The organism is Streptomyces sp. NPDC086023 (assembly GCF_044540325.1).
Lineage (GTDB): Bacteria > Actinomycetota > Actinomycetes > Streptomycetales > Streptomycetaceae > Streptomyces.
Genome location: NZ_JBITRX010000001.1, coordinates 391,732 through 408,455 on the forward strand (window position 1 = coordinate 391,732; position 16,724 = coordinate 408,455).

19 protein-coding genes and 1 riboswitch are annotated in these 16,724 nt (G+C 73.6%); of the genes, 7 read left to right on the forward strand and 12 right to left on the reverse strand.

Going from position 1 to position 16,724, the window contains the following annotated elements:
* The first annotated feature begins 11 nt into the window (after positions 1–11).
* Positions 12–344, forward strand: coding sequence for a bacterioferritin-associated ferredoxin (locus tag ACIF6F_RS01765; protein ID WP_399939723.1), 333 nt, complete (start codon positions 12–14; stop codon positions 342–344).
* An 8-nt stretch (positions 345–352) separates the two neighbouring features.
* On the opposite strand, the gene bfr is transcribed toward ACIF6F_RS01765, so the two are convergent.
* Positions 353–832: a bacterioferritin gene (gene bfr, locus ACIF6F_RS01770; protein WP_399939725.1), complete on the reverse strand. Its 480-nt coding sequence runs from the start codon at positions 830–832 to the stop codon at positions 353–355.
* Between the two features lie 181 nt (positions 833–1,013).
* Between bfr and ACIF6F_RS01775 the strand changes: the two genes are divergently transcribed.
* A complete protein-coding gene (locus tag ACIF6F_RS01775; protein WP_399939727.1) occupies positions 1,014–1,646 on the forward strand; it encodes a sulfite oxidase-like oxidoreductase in 633 nt (210 codons plus the stop codon).
* Positions 1,647–1,701: 55 nt separating this feature from the next.
* Here ACIF6F_RS01775 and ACIF6F_RS01780 read toward each other — a convergent pair whose 3' ends face one another.
* The 6 genes from ACIF6F_RS01780 to thiO all read right to left on the reverse strand — a co-directional run bounded on the left by ACIF6F_RS01780 (position 1,702) and on the right by thiO (position 7,504).
* Positions 1,702–2,250 (reverse strand): DUF4396 domain-containing protein, encoded by a 549-nt coding sequence (locus tag ACIF6F_RS01780; RefSeq protein WP_399939729.1) that lies wholly within the window; start codon positions 2,248–2,250, stop codon positions 1,702–1,704.
* 125 nt (positions 2,251–2,375) lie between these two features.
* Positions 2,376–3,233 carry a deoxyribonuclease IV gene (locus ACIF6F_RS01785; protein WP_399940524.1) on the reverse strand — a complete coding sequence of 286 codons (858 nt, stop codon included), beginning with the start codon at positions 3,231–3,233 and terminating at the stop codon, positions 2,376–2,378.
* Positions 3,234–3,241: 8 nt separating this feature from the next.
* The gene (gene pknB / locus ACIF6F_RS01790; RefSeq protein WP_399939731.1) at positions 3,242–5,167 is read right to left on the reverse strand and encodes a Stk1 family PASTA domain-containing Ser/Thr kinase; all 1,926 of its coding nucleotides are present in this window, start codon (positions 5,165–5,167) and stop codon (positions 3,242–3,244) included.
* A gap of 170 nt (positions 5,168–5,337) precedes the next feature.
* The gene (locus ACIF6F_RS01795; protein WP_399939734.1) at positions 5,338–6,129 is read right to left on the reverse strand and encodes a thiazole synthase; all 792 of its coding nucleotides are present in this window, start codon (positions 6,127–6,129) and stop codon (positions 5,338–5,340) included.
* Between the two features lie 2 nt (positions 6,130–6,131).
* Entirely contained in the window at positions 6,132–6,332 is a 201-nt protein-coding gene (thiS, locus tag ACIF6F_RS01800) for a sulfur carrier protein ThiS (protein WP_399939737.1), read from the reverse strand.
* Entirely contained in the window at positions 6,329–7,504 is a 1,176-nt protein-coding gene (gene thiO / locus ACIF6F_RS01805) for a glycine oxidase ThiO (protein ID WP_399939739.1), read from the reverse strand. Before thiO ends, thiS begins: the two co-directional genes overlap by 4 nt.
* Positions 7,502–7,614: riboswitch (TPP riboswitch) on the reverse strand. Its footprint overlaps the gene before it by 3 nt.
* 188 nt (positions 7,615–7,802) lie before the next feature.
* Here thiO and ACIF6F_RS01810 point away from each other — a divergent pair.
* The 5 genes from ACIF6F_RS01810 to ACIF6F_RS01830 all read left to right on the forward strand — a co-directional run bounded on the left by ACIF6F_RS01810 (position 7,803) and on the right by ACIF6F_RS01830 (position 12,242).
* Positions 7,803–8,975 (forward strand): NAD(P)/FAD-dependent oxidoreductase, encoded by a 1,173-nt coding sequence (locus tag ACIF6F_RS01810; RefSeq protein ID WP_399940526.1) that lies wholly within the window; start codon positions 7,803–7,805, stop codon positions 8,973–8,975.
* An 80-nt stretch (positions 8,976–9,055) separates the two neighbouring features.
* A complete protein-coding gene (locus ACIF6F_RS01815; protein ID WP_399939741.1) occupies positions 9,056–9,421 on the forward strand; it encodes an Rv2175c family DNA-binding protein in 366 nt (121 codons plus the stop codon).
* Positions 9,422–9,492: 71 nt separating this feature from the next.
* The gene (gene thiE, locus ACIF6F_RS01820; protein ID WP_399939743.1) at positions 9,493–10,146 is read left to right on the forward strand and encodes a thiamine phosphate synthase; all 654 of its coding nucleotides are present in this window, start codon (positions 9,493–9,495) and stop codon (positions 10,144–10,146) included.
* Positions 10,147–10,277: 131 nt separating this feature from the next.
* Complete coding sequence (gene metF, locus ACIF6F_RS01825) at positions 10,278–11,192, forward strand: methylenetetrahydrofolate reductase [NAD(P)H] (protein ID WP_399939746.1); 915 nt, start codon at positions 10,278–10,280, stop codon at positions 11,190–11,192.
* A gap of 39 nt (positions 11,193–11,231) precedes the next feature.
* Positions 11,232–12,242 (forward strand): hypothetical protein, encoded by a 1,011-nt coding sequence (locus tag ACIF6F_RS01830; RefSeq protein ID WP_399939749.1) that lies wholly within the window; start codon positions 11,232–11,234, stop codon positions 12,240–12,242.
* A 119-nt stretch (positions 12,243–12,361) separates the two neighbouring features.
* Here ACIF6F_RS01830 and ACIF6F_RS01835 read toward each other — a convergent pair whose 3' ends face one another.
* From ACIF6F_RS01835 to ACIF6F_RS01855, 5 genes are all read right to left on the reverse strand, one after another.
* On the reverse strand, positions 12,362–13,807 hold the full coding sequence (locus tag ACIF6F_RS01835; protein ID WP_399939751.1) for a phytoene desaturase family protein: 1,446 nt from the start codon (positions 13,805–13,807) through the stop codon (positions 12,362–12,364).
* Between the two features lie 23 nt (positions 13,808–13,830).
* A complete protein-coding gene (locus tag ACIF6F_RS01840) occupies positions 13,831–14,451 on the reverse strand; it encodes a DUF4126 domain-containing protein (protein WP_399939753.1) in 621 nt (206 codons plus the stop codon).
* 81 nt (positions 14,452–14,532) lie between these two features.
* Positions 14,533–14,934 (reverse strand): DUF3040 domain-containing protein, encoded by a 402-nt coding sequence (locus ACIF6F_RS01845; RefSeq protein WP_399939755.1) that lies wholly within the window; start codon positions 14,932–14,934, stop codon positions 14,533–14,535.
* 289 nt (positions 14,935–15,223) lie between these two features.
* Complete coding sequence (locus tag ACIF6F_RS01850; protein ID WP_399939756.1) at positions 15,224–15,991, reverse strand: methyltransferase; 768 nt, start codon at positions 15,989–15,991, stop codon at positions 15,224–15,226.
* Between the two features lie 94 nt (positions 15,992–16,085).
* Positions 16,086–16,568 (reverse strand): SAV_6107 family HEPN domain-containing protein, encoded by a 483-nt coding sequence (locus ACIF6F_RS01855; RefSeq protein WP_399939758.1) that lies wholly within the window; start codon positions 16,566–16,568, stop codon positions 16,086–16,088.
* Positions 16,569–16,724 lie beyond the last annotated feature (156 nt).

A 16,724-nucleotide genomic window follows, 5' to 3' on the forward strand; every position in this document is an offset into this window, starting at 1 on the left:
CCTGCCGGGAGGTGAACCGCGTGTACGTCTGCTCTTGCTTCGGCATCACCGACCAGCAGGTGAAGGAGCACGCGGCGAACGGCGCCTGCACCCCCCGGCAGATCGCCTCGGTGACCAAGGCCGGCACCGACTGCGGCTCCTGCGTCCGCACCATCCAGGGCCTCCTCGGCCGTGGCGCCTGCCCGCGCCGCGAGCTCGTGGAGAAGGGTGAGGGGAAGGCCGTGCTGGCGGCCGACCCGGCGCTCGCCGGGTCCCGCCCCGCCCTCGCCGAGTCCCGCCCGATGCCCTCCGTGGCCCCGCTGCCCGAGGGCGCGCCCGAGCCCGAGCTGGCCGAGGCGGCCTGACCGGCCCGTCAGCTCTCCGGCTGCTCGATCAGCTGGGCGATGTACAGCGGCTCGCCGAGGGACTCGATCAGCTCCAGCTGGGTGTCGAGGTAGTCGATGTGGTGCTCCTCGTCCGCCAGGATGTCCTCGAAGAGCCGCGCAGAGGTGATGTCGCCCTTCCCGCGCATGACCTCGATGCCCCGCTTGAGCCGGTCGATCGCCTCGACCTCGACCTGGCGGTCGGCCTGGAACATCTCCGTGACCGTCTGGCCCACGCGCACGTGGAAGAGCCGCTGGTAGTTCGGCAGGCCGTCCAGCATCAGGATGCGCTCGGTCAGCTTGTCCGCGTGCTTCATCTCATCGATGGACTCTTCACGCGTGTACTTGGCGAGCTTCGTCCAGCCCTTGTTGTCCTGGATGCGATAGTGCAGCCAGTACTGGTTGATGGCGGTCAGCTCGCCGGTCAGCTGCTCGTTGAGAAATTCGAGGACCTCGGGGTCGCCCTGCATCGCAGAGGCTCCTTCCAACGCGTGTGGCTGGGCTCGGGCCCCGCCCAGGATCGCCTGGGGGAGTTGGCCGCATCCTTGCACCGCCACCGGGGGCCGTCCAGTAAGTGCCTCCTTAGTAGGAGTTGCCCGAATAGGCCTTCGCTGGTCATGACCACCCCGTCCCGTCTGTCACCATGGAGTTATGGGTCAGCCGGAACGCCGGGAATCTCCGGGAGCAGAGCACCTGGAGCTTCCTCCGGGGCAGCGCTTGCAGCGTGGCTGGCCGGTCACCCACTACGGTCCCGTGCCCAAGTTCAAGCCGGACCGCTGGGAATTCAGGGTCTTCGGGGCCACCGCGGACGGCGAGAAGCACTGCTGGAACCACGACGAGTTCTCGGCCCTGCCGTTCGCCTCGGTCGTCGCGGACCTGCACTGCGTCACGAAGTTCAGCATGCAGGGGGCCGAATGGGGTGGGGTGCTCGCGCGCACCGTCCTGGAACTCGCCCCGCCCGCGCCCAACGTCACGCACGTGATGGTGTGGGCCGAGTACGGCTTCAGCTCCAACATGCGTCTCTCGGACTTCGCTTCGGAGCGCACGGTCTTCGCCACGCATCAGGGCGGTGAGCCCCTCACCGCCGAGCACGGCTTCCCGCTGCGGCTCGTGGTCCCGCACCTCTACGCCTGGAAGGGCCCCAAGTGGGTGCGCGGCGTGGAGTACATGACGGCCGACCGCCGCGGCTTCTGGGAGGAGCGCGGCTACCACAACATCGGCGATCCCTGGCGTGAGCAGCGGTACTCGTACCAGGAGGAACCAGGGGACGGCCCGGAGCTGTAGCTCCGGGCCGGCCGCTTCCCGGGCGGTGCGTGCCGCCCTCCGGCGTGGCGGTGCGTCAGTGGTGGTACTGGTGCACCACCGCATGGCCCTTGCCGCGGCCGATCATCCACTTGTTGACCGGAGTGGTGACGACGAAGGCGATCAGCAGCGACATCGCCAGGACGAACCAGAACAGCGGGTCGGCCAGGTGCGCGTCCATCGCGCCGGGCCACAGGGCGATCACGCTGTTGTCGATCAGCTCCATCACGGCAATCGAGAGGGTGTCGGCGGCCAGGGCCACCCGGACCGCGGCGCGGAAGCCGACGCCGGCCCTGAGGATGCCGCGCAGGGTGAGCGCGTACCCGAAGAAGAAGGCCAGGACGATCGCCAGGATCATCGTCGGAACGTTTCCCCAGCCCAGCGCGGTGCCGATGACCATGCCGAGTACCTCGCCGATGGCGCAGCCGGTGAGGCAGTGCAGGGTGGCCTTCGCAGCCATGGCCCAGCTGACCTTGCCGTGACCGGCGTGGTCCGGGTGACCGTGACCGCCGTGGTGGGCGTGGTCGGCGTGCTGTTCGGTGTGTGCCGCGTGGCCTTCCTGGTCTGCGTGGCCGGTGTGGTCCATGCGTCCAGCGTGGCCCATCTGCCGGGTGTCGTGGTGCGCGTGCTCCATCGGAAACCCCCAAAGCCAGGTATACGGTCCTGCCGATATGCAGAACCGTATACCCCCCAGGGGTATTCCTCAACCGTTCATTGGATCTCGCGGAGCTCCTTCAGGCGGGCGACGTCCGCCGCGTGCCCCTCCTTGCCGCCCGGCGTCTCGATGACCAGCGGCACGCCCTCCGTCGCGGGGTGCGAGAACAGCTCCCGGAACGCGTCCTCCCCGATGTGGCCGGCGCCGATGTTCGCGTGCCGGTCCCGATGCGCGCCCACGCCCTCCTTGGAGTCGTTGGCGTGGATCAGCTTCAGGCGGCCCTCGCCGACCGTGTCCACCAGCAGGTCCAGGGTCTCCTTCGTCCCGCCCGGCGCCGCCAGGTCGTGCCCGGCCGCGAAGATGTGGCAGGTGTCCAAGCAGACGCCCAGCTTCGGATGGGCGTCCAGCGCCTCGAAGTACGCGCCGAAGTCCCAGGTCCGCGAGCACAGCGAGAAGCCCTGCCCGGCCGTGGACTCCAGCAGCAGGAAGGGGTCGTCGTCGTGGGTCAGCTCGTCGAGCAGCGGCAGCATGTGCTCCCTGACCTGCGCGAACGCCTCCTCCCGCGGCCGTCCTCCGGTCGCTGAACCGGTGTGCACGACCACGCCGAGCGCGCCGATCTCCCGGCCGCGCCGCAGCGAGTGGCGCAGCGACTCCACGGACCGCTCGACCGTCGCCGGGGTGTGCGAGCCGAAGTTGATCAGGTACGGGGCGTGCACGTACGCCGGGATGCCCTCGTCGGCGCAGGCGGCGCGGAACGCCTCGTCCTGGGCGGGGTTGCCCGTGGGGGTGGCCCAGCCGCGGGGGTTGGCGACGAAGACCTGTACGGTCTCGGCCCTCATCTCCCGCGCGTAGGTCAGCCCGACCCGGTCGAGCCCGCCGGCGACGGGCACGTGCCCGCCCACCGGGTTGCGCAGTGCTGTCGTCACAGTCCCTTGATCCTGATGGTGATCGTGCTGCCCTCGGGGGCTGTCGTGCCGCCCTTGACCGACTGGCTCGCCACGTCGTCGCTGAAGGAGATGAACGGCTTCTCCACCTTCACCTCGAAGCCGGCCTCCTTCAGGGCCCGCTTGGCGTCCTCCACGTTCCGGCCCGTGACGTCCGGCACCGGGACCATCCGCGGCCCCTTCGAGACGGTCAGCACCACGGTGTCGCCGGTGGCGGCCTTGGCGCCCGCGGCCACCGACTGGTTGGCCACCGTGCCCTGCGGCTGCGGGGAGTTGATCTGCTCCGTGGCGACCTGCACCTTGAGGCCCAGGCCCTCCAGCGCGGAGCGGGCGTCGTCCAGCGGCGAGCCGACCACGCCGGGCACGTCCACCGGGGCGCCCTTGCTGACGACGATCGCGACGGCCGTGTCCGGGGCCCGCTTCTCGCCGGCCTCCGGGTCGGTGCCGATGACCGAACCGCGCGGGATCGCCCCGCTGAACGCCTGGCTGACCATGCCGGGGGCCAGCCCCGCCTTGGTCAGCTCCGCCTTGGCCCGCTCCAGCGGGAGGCCCTTCACCTTGGGCACGGTGACGATCTCCGGTCCGCGGGACAGCACGAGGGCCACCGAGCCGTTGCCCCGGATCTGCGCGCCGGGCGTGGGGTCGGTGCCGATCACCTTGCCCCGCTCGACGGTCTCGCTGAACTGCCGGCGTACGTCGCCCACGTCGAGCCCCGCCTCGGCGAGCCGGTCCCGGGCCTCCGCCTCGGTCTTGCCGAGCAGGCTGGGTACGCGGGTGAACTGACCGGCGCCGATGTACCAGACGCCGGCGCCCAGCGCGAGCACGAGCAGTGCCCCCACCAGGGCGATCAGCGTGCCGCGGGCGGGCCGCCGCGGGGACGGGCCGGACGGCACCCCGGACGGCCGGGGCGGCACCGGCGGGTGTTCGAAGCGGGTGGTGTGGCTCACGTCGTCCGCGGCGGCGGACGTGGCGACCGGCCGGGGGACGACGCTGGTGCGGTCCTCGGAGGCGCTGTGGGCGTCGGCGCGCGACTGCGGCGGCACCGCGTCGAGCTGCGCGTCGCTGAGGGCGGCGCGGGCCTCGCGCACCTGCGAGAGGAGCATCACGGCGTCGTACGGGCGCAGGTCGGGGTTGCGCGCGGTGGCGGCGGCGACCAGCTCGTCCAGCACCACCGGCAGGCCGGCCACGGCGGCCGAGGGCGGCGGCACGTCCTCGTTCAGGTGGCGGTAGAGCACCTGGGCCGGGGTGTCGCCGGAGTGCGGCTTGCCGCCGGTGAGCATCTCGTACAGCACGACGCCGCAGGCGTAGACGTCCACGCGGGTGTCTGTGGTGCCGTTCTCGATCTGCTCGGGCGCGAGGTAGGAGACGGTGCCGAGCACCGCGCCGGTGGTGTCGGTGACCGAGCCCACCGCCCTGACCAGGCCGAAGTCGGCGACCTTGACCCGGCCGTCGTCGCCGATGAGGACGTTCTCGGGCTTCATGTCCCGGTGGACGAACCCCGCCCGGTGGGCGGCGCCGAGCGCGGCGAGCACCGGCTCCAGGACGTCCAGCGCGGCGCGCGGCTGGAGGGCGCCGCGCTCGCGCAGCAGGTCGCGCAGGGTGCAGCCGCTGACGTACTCCATGGCGAGGTAGACGTAGGGCCCGTCGGTGCCCTGGTCGAAGACGGCCACCACGTTCGGGTGCGCCAGCCGGGCCACGGACTTCGCCTCGCGGATGAACCGCTCGACGAAGGCGCCGTCGGCGGCGAGCGCCGGGTGCATCACCTTGAGCGCGAGGACGCGGTCGAGCCGGGTGTCGACGGCCCGGTAGACGGTGGCCATGCCGCCGACGGCGATGCGGGCATCGACGCGGTAGCGGCCGTCGATCACGCGCCCGACGAGCGGGTCTTCCAGGGTCGTATCCACCAGGGAATTCTACGAGTGGCCCCTCGCCCCCCGGCCCGGGTCCCCGTGGCTTGCGGCACACCTGTGACGTGCCGGTCCCGTGCCGGGTGCAGATGCTTGCCGGGCGCGCGGGACCCCGCGCCCGGCACGGGCCCGGCACCCGGGACGGGATCGGCACCCGGCACGGGCGGTCAGAAGGCCGGGCGTTCCGGGTCGAGGGCGGCACGGCCCTCCACGGGGGACGACGCCTCGGCGAAGTGCCGCCGCGGAATCCGCCCCGCCCGGTACGCCAGCCGCCCGGCGGACACCGCATCCCGCATCGCCCCGGCCATCAGCACCGGCTCCTGCGCCCGCGTCACGGCCGAGGCCAGCATCACCGCGGAGCAGCCCAGCTCCATCGCCAGCGCCGCGTCCGAGGCGGTGCCCGCCCCCGCGTCCAGGATCACCGGCACGCCCGCCCGCTCGGTGATCAGCTGGAAGTTGTGCGGGTTGCGGATGCCGAGCCCGGAGCCGATCGGCGACCCCAGTGGCATGATCGCCGCGCACCCGGCGTCCTCCAGCTTCCGCGCGAGCACCGGGTCGTCGTTCGTGTACGGCAGGACGGTGAACCCGTCGTCCACCAGCACCTCGGCGGCGTCCAGCAGCTCGACCGGATCCGGCAGCAGGGTCCGCTCGTCGGCGACCACCTCCAGCTTGATCCAGTCGGTGCCCAGCGCCTCCCGGGCCAGCCGCGCGGTCAGCACCGCTTCACCGGCCGTGAAGCACCCGGCGGTGTTCGGCAGCACCTGGATCCCCAGCCTGGACAGCACCGAGAGCACCGAGCCCTGCACCGTGGGGTCCAGGCGGCGCATCGCCACCGTGGTCAGCTCGGTGCCGGAGGCGACCAGGGCGCGTTCCAGGACGTCCAGGCTGGGCGCGCCTCCGGTGCCCATGATCAGGCGGGAGGAGAAGGTCCGGCCGCCGAGGGTGAGGAGGTCCGACATGGTCAGCCTCCCTGCACCGCGGTCAGCACCTCGACCCGGTCGCCCTCGCCCAGGGCCGTCGCCGGCCACTGGCCGCGCGGCACCACGGTCTCGTTGACGGCGGCGGCCACCCCGGAGGGGGCCGAGGTCAGGGTGGCGACCAGCGCGTCCAGCGTGGTCCCGGGGGCGACCTCGCGGGGTTCGCCGTTCACGGACACGGTCATACGAGCGACTCCTCACGTACTGCTGCGGGGGAGAAGCGGCGCGGCGTGAACGCGCGTGCCACCTCCGGGAGTTCACCGGTGGCCAGCAGCTCCGCCATCACCTCGCCGGTGAGGGGGGTCAGCAGCACGCCGTTGCGGTAGTGCCCGGTGGCGAGGTGCAGGCCGGGCAGCTCCGTGGGGCCCAGCAGCGGGGCGTTGTCGGGGGAGGCGGGGCGCAGGCCGGCCCGGGTCTCGGTGAGCGGGAGTTCGGTCAGGCCGGGCACCAGCTCGTGGGCGTCGCGGAGGAGTTCGTACACCCCGCCCGCGGTGACGGTGGTGTCCCAGCCCAGTTCCTCGCTGGTCGCCCCGACGACCAGCTCGCCGTTCTCCCGGGGCACGAGGTAGACGTGGCTGCCGCGGACCACCGCGCGGACCGTGCGGGTGAGGAACGGCGCGTACGCTCCCGGCACCGTCAGCCGCAGCACCTGCCCCTTGACGGGCCGGACCGGCGGCACGACCTCCGGCGGCAGGCCGGCCAGCCGTCCGCTGTGGCTGCCCGCGGCCAGTACCACCTGGTCGGCGGAGAGTTCCTCGCCGGTGTCGAGCACGGCGCCCGCGGCGCGGTCGCCGGTGACGGTCAGCCGCTCCGCGGAGGTCTGGTGGAAGAGCACGCCGGCCCGCTCGCAGGCCGCGACCAGAGCGGCGGCCAGCCGCCGCGGGTCCACCTGGTGGTCGCCGTCGACGCGCAGCCCGCCGCGCACCCCGGGTGCCAGCATCGGCTCCAGGCGGCGGCACTCGCGGCCGGTCAGCCACTCCGACTCCAGCCCGCAGCGCCGCTGCAGCGCATGCAGCTCGCGCAGGTGCGTACGGTCGTCCGCGTCCAGCGCCACGGCCAGCGTGCCGCAGGCGCGGTAGCCGATGTCCAGGCCGCCGCTCGCCTCGGTCAACTCCGCCTCGAACTCGGGGTAGCGGGCGGCGGAGGCGAGGTTGAGGCCGAGCAGGGTCTCCTCGCCGTAGTGGAGTTCGGTCACGGCGGCGAGCATCCCGGCCGCCACCTGGGCGGCGCCGCCGCCCGGCCGGGGGTCGGCGAGCGCGGTGCGCAGGCCGCGCCGCGCGGCCCGCCAGGCCGTGACCAGGCCGATGATCCCGCCCCCGATGACGAGGACGTCGGATCCCTTACGAGATGAGTGCATGGGCGTCCAGCCCCTCCCTTCGCCGGCATGACCCGGATCAGGTTCGTACGGTCGGAGGCCGGCCAGCCTCCCTCTCAGCCCGGTCCGCCCGGGCTCCCGCGATAGGTACGGTGGCCAGACTATCCCCCGGCCCCGAGCGCGGGTAAGGCCGCCCGCGAGCACGCCGCGAGCGGCGCTCCGCCCCGGACGGACACCGACTTTCCTGACGATCCGTCAGGTGGTTAGGGTGTGCGGCGTGAGCGATCAGCTGAGTCAGACCCAGGACACGGCGCACGGCGTCGTCATCGTCGGCGCGGGCATGGCGGGCGTGCAGACCGCCGTGGCCCTGCGCGAACAGGGCTGGACGGGACCGGTGACCCTGCTCGGCGCCGAACCCCACCAGCCGTACGACCGGCCGCCGCTCTCCAAGGCGGTGCTGCTCGGCAAGGCCGAGGACTCCGCCTTCGACGTCGACTTCCAGGGGCTCGGCATCGAACTGCGCCTCGGCGTCGAGGTCACCGGGCTGCGCGCCGCCGACCACGAGGTGGACACCTCCGCGGGCCCGGTCCCGTACGCCACCCTGGTCCTCGCCACCGGGGCCGAGCCCCTCACCCTTCCCGGCACCGAGGGCGTGCCGGGCGTCCACCTGCTGCGCACCCTCGACGACGCCGAGCGGCTCAAGCCCGTGATCGCCGAGCGGCACGACATCGTCGTGGTCGGCGCCGGCTGGATCGGCGCGGAGTTCGCCACCGCCGCCCGCGAGGCCGGCTGCGCCGTCACCGTGGTCGAGGCGGCCCCCCGCCCGCTGGCCGGGGCCCTGCCGGCCGAGGTCGCCGAAGCGATGGCCGGCTGGTACGCCGAGGCCGGCGCCCGCCTGCTGACCGGCGCCCGGGTGGCCGAGGTGGCCCCCGGCGCCGTGGTGCTCGCCGACGGCACCGAGCTGCCCGCGGGCGCCGTGGTCGTGGGCATCGGCGCCCGGCCCGCCACCGGCTGGCTCGACGGCTCGGGCATCGACCGCGGCGCGGACGGGTCCGTCACCGCAGACGACCACCTGGCCACCTCGTTGCCCGACGTGTACGCGGTCGGCGACTGCGCCTCCTTCCCCTCGGCGCGCTACGGCGAGCGGCTCGTCGTCCACCACTGGGACAACGCCCTTCAGGGCCCCCGGGTGGTGGCCGCGAACATCCTGGCCGGGCCCGGCGGCGAGGCGCAGGCCTACGACCCGGTCCCGTACTTCTGGTCGGAGCAGTTCGGGCGCTTCGTGCAGTACGCGGGCCACCACGCCGAGGGCGACACGCTGGTCCGGCGCGGGGACCCGGCCGAGGCCGCCTGGTCCGCCTGCTGGCTGCGCGGCGAGGCCCTGGTGGCGGTGCTGGCCGTGGGCCGGCCCCGTGACCTGGCGCAGGGCCGCAAGCTCATCGAGAGCGGGGTCCCGGTGGACCCGGCCCGGGTGGCCGACGCCGCGGCCCCGCTGAAGTCCGCCGCCCGCTGACGCGCGGGGGTGCGGCTCGCCGTACCCCCTCCGGCACCGCCCGGGTACCGGCTGTCGGCCGGGGATGGCAGGCTTGTCCCGTGACCGAGATTGACGCAAAGATCGATGCTCTCGTCCCCGAGTGGCTCTACCTCCCCGACATCGCCGAAATGCTGGACGTTGAGGTGACGCGTATCCGCCAGCTGGTGAAGGAGGGCCAGCTGATCGCGGTGCGCCGCGGTGAGAACCGCGCCCTCCAGGTGCCGGCCGCCTTCATCGACGGCGACAAGGTGGTCAAGGGCCTCTCCGGAACCCTCACGCTGCTGCGGGACGACGGCTTCACCGACGAGGAGATGCTGGAGTGGCTCTTCACGGCGGACCCGACCCTGCCCGGCACCCCGGCACAGGCCCTGAGTGAGAATCGCGGCACGGAAGTGAAGCGCCGCGCCCAGGCGCTCGCAGTCTGATCCGAACCGAACCACCACGCGGTGTACGGGCCCGAGCGGCCCGTGCACCGCCCCACCCGGGGGGTACCTCCATGTCCGTCGACGCCCGCGCCGCCCTGTCCGACGCCCGGCTCTACCTGTGCACGGACGCGCGCAAGCGCCAGGGAGACCTCCCCGAGTTCCTCGACGCCGTCCTCGCGGGCGGGGTCGACGTCGTGCAGCTGCGCGACAAGGGCATGGAGGCCGCCGAGGAGCTGGAGCACCTCCAGGTCTTCGCCGAGGCCGCCCGCCGCCACGGCCGGCTGCTCGCGGTCAACGACCGCGCCGACGTCGCCCATGCCATCGGCTCCGACGTGCTGCACCTCGGGCAGGGGGACATCCCCGTCCCGGCCGCCCGCGCGATCCTGGGCGAAGGGGTGCTGATCGGCCGCTCGTGCCACGCGGAGTCCGAGGTCGCCGCGGCCGCCGCCGAGCCGGGCGTCGACTACTTCTGCACGGGCCCCTGCTGGCCCACCCCCACCAAGCCCGGCCGCCACGCCCCGGGCCTGGACCTGGTCCGGTACGCGGCCTCGCTCGGCCAGGACCGGCCGTGGTTCGCCATCGGAGGCATCGACGCCGGCAACCTGGACGAGGTGCTGGACGCCGGCGCCACCCGGGTGGTCGTGGTCCGTGCGATCACCGAGGCCGACGACCCGGGTGCGGCCGCCGCCGACCTGGCCAAGCGTGTGCGGGCCCGACTCCTCTGAGCGACCGGAACCGTCGGTTCCTCCGGTTCGGGCGGTGCTCAAGGGGCCTCCGGTCCATCGAAGTGTCCAAAAACGTGTCCGAGGGGTGGACACACCTTGGGGTGATCATGGAGTTTGTCTAGCCTGCCCGTATGGCCCTTGGCACCGCTTCCACCAGAACCGACCGTGCGCGCACGGTCCGCGACATGCTCGCGTCCGGTACGTCGTACTCGTTCGAGTTCTGGGCGCCCAAGACGGAGAAGGGCAACCGGAACCTCTGGAACGCCCTCCGCCGGGTCGAGGCGGTGGCACCCAGCTTCGTGTCCGTGACCTACGGCGCGGGCGGCTCCACCCGGGGCGGCACGGTCAAGGCCACCCAGGAGATCGCCGCCGACACCACCCTGACCCCGGTCGCGCACCTCACGGCGGTCGACCACTCGGTGGCGGAGCTCCGGAACGTCATCGGCCAGTTCGCGGACGCGGGAATCCGCAACATGCTGGCGCTGCGCGGCGACCCGCCGGGCGACCCGATGGGCGAGTGGGTGCCGCACCCGGAGGGCGTGCACTACGCGGCGGACCTGGTCCGGCTGCTCAAGGAGTCCGGCGACTTCTGCGTCGGCGTCGCGGCCTTCCCCGACATGCACCCCCGGTCCTCCGACTGGGATTCGGACATCCGGCACTTCGTGGACAAGTGCCGCGCTGGTGCGGATTACGCGATCACCCAGATGTTCTTCGATCCGGAGAACTACCTGAGGCTGCGGGACCGCGTCGAGGCGGCCGGCTGCGAGACCCCGATCATCCCCGAGGTCATGCCAGTTGTCGGCATCAGGCAGCTCGACCGGCTGCCCCAGCTGAGCAACGCACTCTTCCCGGAGGACGTGAAAGAGCGCATGCTCGCCGTCAAGGACGATCCGGCCGCTGTACGCTCCATTGGCATCGAGTTCGCCACGGAGTTCTGCGCGCGGCTGCTGTCCGAGGGAGTCCCCGGACTGCACTTCATCACGCTCAACAACTCCACGGCGACTCTCGAGATCTACGAGAATCTGGGCCTGCACCAGCGGCCCTGACCGGCCGTACCCGCGCGGCCGTACCGAGAGGGGCCATGCATGGGCTGGACGGTCCTCTACATCGCGTTCGGCGTCGTCGCGTTGTGGCTGCTGGCCGAGGTGCTGCTGCAGTACAAGGCTCGGCTGCGCTGGCGCGTGCTCGCGTTCGCCGGGTTCCTCGGTGTGGTCGCAGGCGTACTGATCAACTCGGTGCTGGTCATCGGCGTGGGCGCGACCGCGTTCGCCGTCGGCCAGGCCCTGGTCACCCTCTCCTTCCGGCGTGGCTTCGTGGCCGGCTGGGCCCTGAACGCCAAACGCGATGCGGCCGAGCCCGAGCCCGGCCGGCGCGGCAGACGGCGCGGCGGCAGCGACGCGGGCCGCCGCGAGGAGCCCGCGCTGCGGGTCTCGGACCTGGAGTACGGGCCCGAGGGCGACGCCGACCCCTCGGAGCACCCGCACGGGTCCCCCGACGCGCCCGGCTTCACCGGGGCCTCCGACGAGAACCCGTACGACGGCTCCTACGCCGCCCCCCAGGACGCGACGGCCGTCTACGAGCCCGTGCCGGCCGAGGGGGGCTACCCGTACGCGGGCACGGGCACCGACGGCGCCGGCACCGACTACGCGGGCGCCGGCGGATACGCGGCGGCCGGCGCGGACTACTCCGGCTACTACGACCCGCAGCAGGCCGCCCAGGACCCGTACGCGGGCGCCGGGACGGGCTACGCCGCCGCATCCTTCCCGGTCCAGGACGGCTACGGCGGCGACTACGGCGCCGGCGAGCAGCAGACGTACGCCGCGTACTCCGACCCGTACATCGGCACCGGGGCCGTCACGCCCCAGCCCGACCCGAGCGCCTACGCGGCCTACGACTACGGATACGGGACGGGCGAGCAGATGTACCCCGCCTACCCGGACCCGTACACCGGCCAGCACCAGTACGCGACGGACACCCCGCCCGGGGGCGTCTGGGTCCCGCAGCAGCGCGACGTCGAGCAGCCGTACCCGGCCGACCAGCCCGGGACCTACCCCTACCAGGGCGCGCCCGGCGAGTACGAGCAGTACCGCTACTGAGCCGAGGGGCGGCCGCCCGCCGGGAGCCGCCGCCGCGGACGGCCGCCGGTGCCTGCGGACCGCCGGTCCTTGCAGGCCGCCGATCCCTGCCGGCCCCGCTCACCGCGGGCCGCGGCCGCTCACTGCGAGCCGCGGAAGTCCGCGCCCTCCACGATCAGCCCGGACACCAGGGCCCCCGTCATCCCGGCGTGGGCCAGCCCGCCGCCAGGGTGCGCCCAGCCGCCCGCGAGGTACAGACCGGGCAGCGCGGTGGTGTTGGCCGGGTACAGCAGCTCCGTGGCCCCCGCGAGGGCGGGCGCGGGCACCGCGCCGCCCAGGGCGCCGGTGTCCTCCGCCACGTGTTCCGGGGTGCGCAGCTCCTGCCAGAGCAGCCGCTCGCGCAGCTCCGGGACGGCCCGCGCGGCCGCGTCGAGCAGCTCCTCCGCGGTACGGGCGGCCCACTCGGGCCCGGCGCCCTCCCCGGCGCCGGTGACCGCCGTGACGGTCACCGCCTCGTGCTCCGCGTCGGGCCGGCTCCGCTCGTCGTCCGGCCGCAGCACCGTCACCGCGGCGGAGCCCCCGGGGGAGTGGACCAGGGTGCGGTGCACGGTGCCCTCGGGGCGCGGGCCGCGCAGGGCGAGGAACAGGGTGGCCCGGCTCGGGGCGGGACCGTGCGGGGGCTTGGCGCCTCCGGGCCACAGGCCGGTGCCCGGCAGCAGGCCGGCCAGGCGGCGCGGGTCGATCCCGCAGACCACCGTGTCCGCCTCGACCGCGGTCCCGTCGGCCAGCGTCAGGCCGGCGGCCCGGCCGTCCCGCTCGCGGACGGCGGTGACCTCGGCGCCGAACACGAACTCGGCCTTCCGCTCCAGGCAGCGCTCGTACACGGCCGTGGCCAGGGCCCGCATGCCGCCGCCCACGTACCAGCTGCCGAAGGTCTGCTCCATGTACGGCAGCACCGCCGCGGCGGCCGGGGCGGTGCCGGGGTCCAGGCCGTACGTGCCCACCAGGCCCCGCAACAGCCCCGCGGCCCCGCCGCCCAGCTCGCGCTCGGCCACCTCGGCCAGCGTGGGCGGGCGGCGGCGGAGCAGGCCGCTCCTGCGCAGCGCGGGGTAGGGGTCGCGGCCCAGCACCTGCCAGTCGGCCCGCAGGGGCTCCTCCAGGAGTGGCCGCCGGGTGGCGTCCCAGGCGTCGCGGGCCCGGTTGAGCAGGGCGGCCCAGCGCTCGCCGGTGCCCGCGCCGAAAGTCTCGTCGAGGGCGGCGGCCACCCCGCCGCGGGAGACGGCCGGCAGCGTGACCTCGCGCCCCTCCGGCAGCAGGTGCCGGACGGCCGGGTCCACCCGGACCATCTCGACGCAGTCCTCCAGGGGCTGCCTGCCGGTCTTCACGAACAGGTCGCGGTAGACGGCGGGCAGGTGCAGCAGCCCCGGACCGGTGTCGAAGCCGAAACCGTCGCGCTCGTACCGGCCCACGGAGCCGCCGTACGTCGCCGACCGCTCGTACACCGTCACCCGGTGCCCCGCCACCGCCAGCCGGGCGGCCGCCGCCATCGCGCCCATCCCGGCGCCGATCACCGCAATTCGTGCCATGCGGTCGACCTTATCGAGCCTGGTCAGGAGGGTGGGAGCCCGGCCCGGTCCAGTGCGGCCAGCCGCTTCTCCTCACGGCGCTGGGCCCGCCGGCGCAGGAACCTGCGGATCCGGCTCCAGACGAAGACCAGCACGACCAGGCCGGCGAGCAGCAGCACGCCGGCGATCACCGCGGCGGCCACCGGCTGGAACATCGCGAAGGTGATCACGCCGGCCACGCCGAGGTCCTCGGCGGTGCTGGCGATGACGTTGCTGAAGGGCTCGGGCGAGGTGTTGATCGCCATCCGGGTGCCGGCCTTGACGAAATGGCTGGCCAGGGCGGTCGAGCCGCCCAGTGCGCCGGCCGCCAGGTCGGGCAGCGAGCCGCTCTGTCCGGCCAGCAGGGCGCCCACCACGGCGCCGGCGACCGGGCGGATCACCGTGTGGACGGCGTCCCACGCCGAGTCCACGTAGGGGATCTTGTCGGCCACCGCCTCGCACAGGAACAGCACCCCCGCCACCACGAGGACGTCGGTCCGCTGGAGGGACTCGGGCACCTCGTCGGTGAGTCCGGTCGCGCCGAACAGGCCGAGCAGGAGGACCACGGCGTAGGCGTTGATCCCACTGGCCCAGCCGCTGGTGAAGACCAGGGGGAGCACACTCATCCGGACATCATGCCGTGACGCACGTGAGGGCGCCCGCCATTCGGGCGGGCGCCCTCACGCGCACGTGTGTGTCGAAGGGGCTCAGTGCCCCTGCTCGTCGCGGCGCTTCTGCCACCGCTGCTCGATGCGGTCCATCATCGACCGCCGCTGCCGGTTGTGGCCGCGCCCATGGGACCCGGCCGCGCCGGGGATGGGCTGCTCTCCGGGTTTGGGGGCCTTGCGCCAACCGGTGACCGCGAGCACCGCGCAACCCAGCATGACGAGGAATCCCACCACGCTGACCCAGAGGAGGTTCGGCGCGACCATTCCGGTCATGAGGAGCGCGATACCCACCAGAAAGCCTGCGACTGCCTGGTAGACCCGTCGTCGGGTGTACGTACGCAGCCCGCTTCCCTCAAGCGCTGTCGCGAACTTGGGATCTTCGGCGTACAGCGCTCGCTCCATCTGCTCGAGCATGCGCTGCTCGTGCTCCGAGAGCGGCACGGGAGTCCTCCTCATCCGTCGGTCGCGGGGGGTAGCGACCGGGGGTCCCCTTCAGGATAGGCAGGGAATCGCCCCCGTGAAACCCGCCCTCTACGCCACCTTTTTCAGCACTTCGAAAACTGCACCTGCGCACAGACCGTACCGTCGCCCGGGCGGTCGCTGAGGCGCTTATTCCCCAACGGCTGCCCTGCCACACGGGACCGTGTCTCCCGATCATACGGTCAAGGGCGCCGGAGCGGAGGGTCTGTGGCGTACTCCATCGGCTCCTGCACCGCAGATCAGGGCGTCTTCAGGCGGCGGTCTCCGGCTTGGTGCCCAGTACGTGCAGCTGGGTGGCCACCGCGTGGAAGGCGGGCAGCTCGGCGGCGGCCTCCTCCAGCCTGAGGAGGGCCTCCACCGCGCCGGGCTCGGTGTCGACGAGGACGCCCGGGACCAGGTCCGCGAAGACGCGTACGCCGTGCACCGCGCCCACCTCCAGGCCCGCGCCGCCGACCAGCTCGGACAGCTGCTCGGCCGTGAAGCGCCGCGGCACCGGGTCGCCCGCGCCCCAGCGCCCGGCCGGGTCGGTGAGGGCGGTGCGGGCCTCGGTGAAGTGCCCGGCCAGGGCGCGGGCCAGCACGGCACCTCCCAGACCGGCGGCGAGCAGGCTGAGGGTGCCGCCGGGGCGCAGTGCGGCGACCGCGTTGGCCACGCCCTCGGCGGCGTCGTCCACGTACTCCAGCACCCCGTGGCAGAGCACGACGTCGTAGGCGCCGCGCTCCACCACGTCCAGCAGGCCCTGGGCGTCGCCCTGCACACCGGTCACCAGGTCGGCCACGCCTTCCTCGGCCACGCGGCGCTCCAGTCCGAACAGCGCGTTCGGGCTGGGGTCGACGACCGTGACGCGGTGGCCGAGCCGGGCGACCGGCACCGCGAACTTGCCGGTGCCGCCGCCGGTGTCGAGCACGTCCAGGACATCCCGCCCGGTGGCCTTGGCCCGGTGGTCCAGGACCTCCTTGAGGAGCTCCCACACCACAGCGGTACGAAGGGAGGCGCGGGGGCGGGATGTGTCCGACACGGCTGATGACTCCTCGGCGCGGTACCGCCGCGTGCGGCGGGCTGGGATCGGTGAAGTGCGTGATCCACCCTATTGCCTCCGGGAGCCCCGCCGGTCATACCGCGTCCGCGCGCTCCCGCCGTGGCTCGGGCAGGGCCGGCGACAGGGCCAGCAGCCGCTCGACGATGCGCAGGAACATGGACGCTTCGCGCAGGAGGTCGTCCGCGTCGCGGCCGGTCGCCGCGTCGCGTATGCCCGCCTCGGCACGGGCGCGCCTGGCCGCCCCCGAGGCGAACAGGGCGCTCCACTCCGTCAGTTCCGGAGCGATCTCGGGGAGCAGTTCCCACGCGCTGCGGATGCGCTGCCGACGGCGGGAACCGGGAGGTTCGGGACGGGCCCGGGCCGCCAGGACGGCGGCCGCCGTGCGCAGGGCGGCGAGGTGGGCGGTGGCGTACCGCTCGTTCGGCACGGCGAGCCCGGCGGCCTCTTCGAGGCCGCTGCGCGCCTTGGCGAGCAGGTCGAGGGCCGCGGGCGGTGCCGGGGCGCGGCGGAGGACGGGGTGGACATCGGCGGCTGGTGCGGTGACTCGGGTCGCCATGACGAACCTCCTGTCTTCACGGACGGGGAGGCCCCACGCGGGGCGCTCCGCATGGACCCATCGTGAAGCCACCCACTGACAATCAGCCTGACCTGCGGTTTTCCGTCGGATTCCGGGCGAATCGGGGGAGGCGGCACGGGAGTTCGCAGGGGCGTG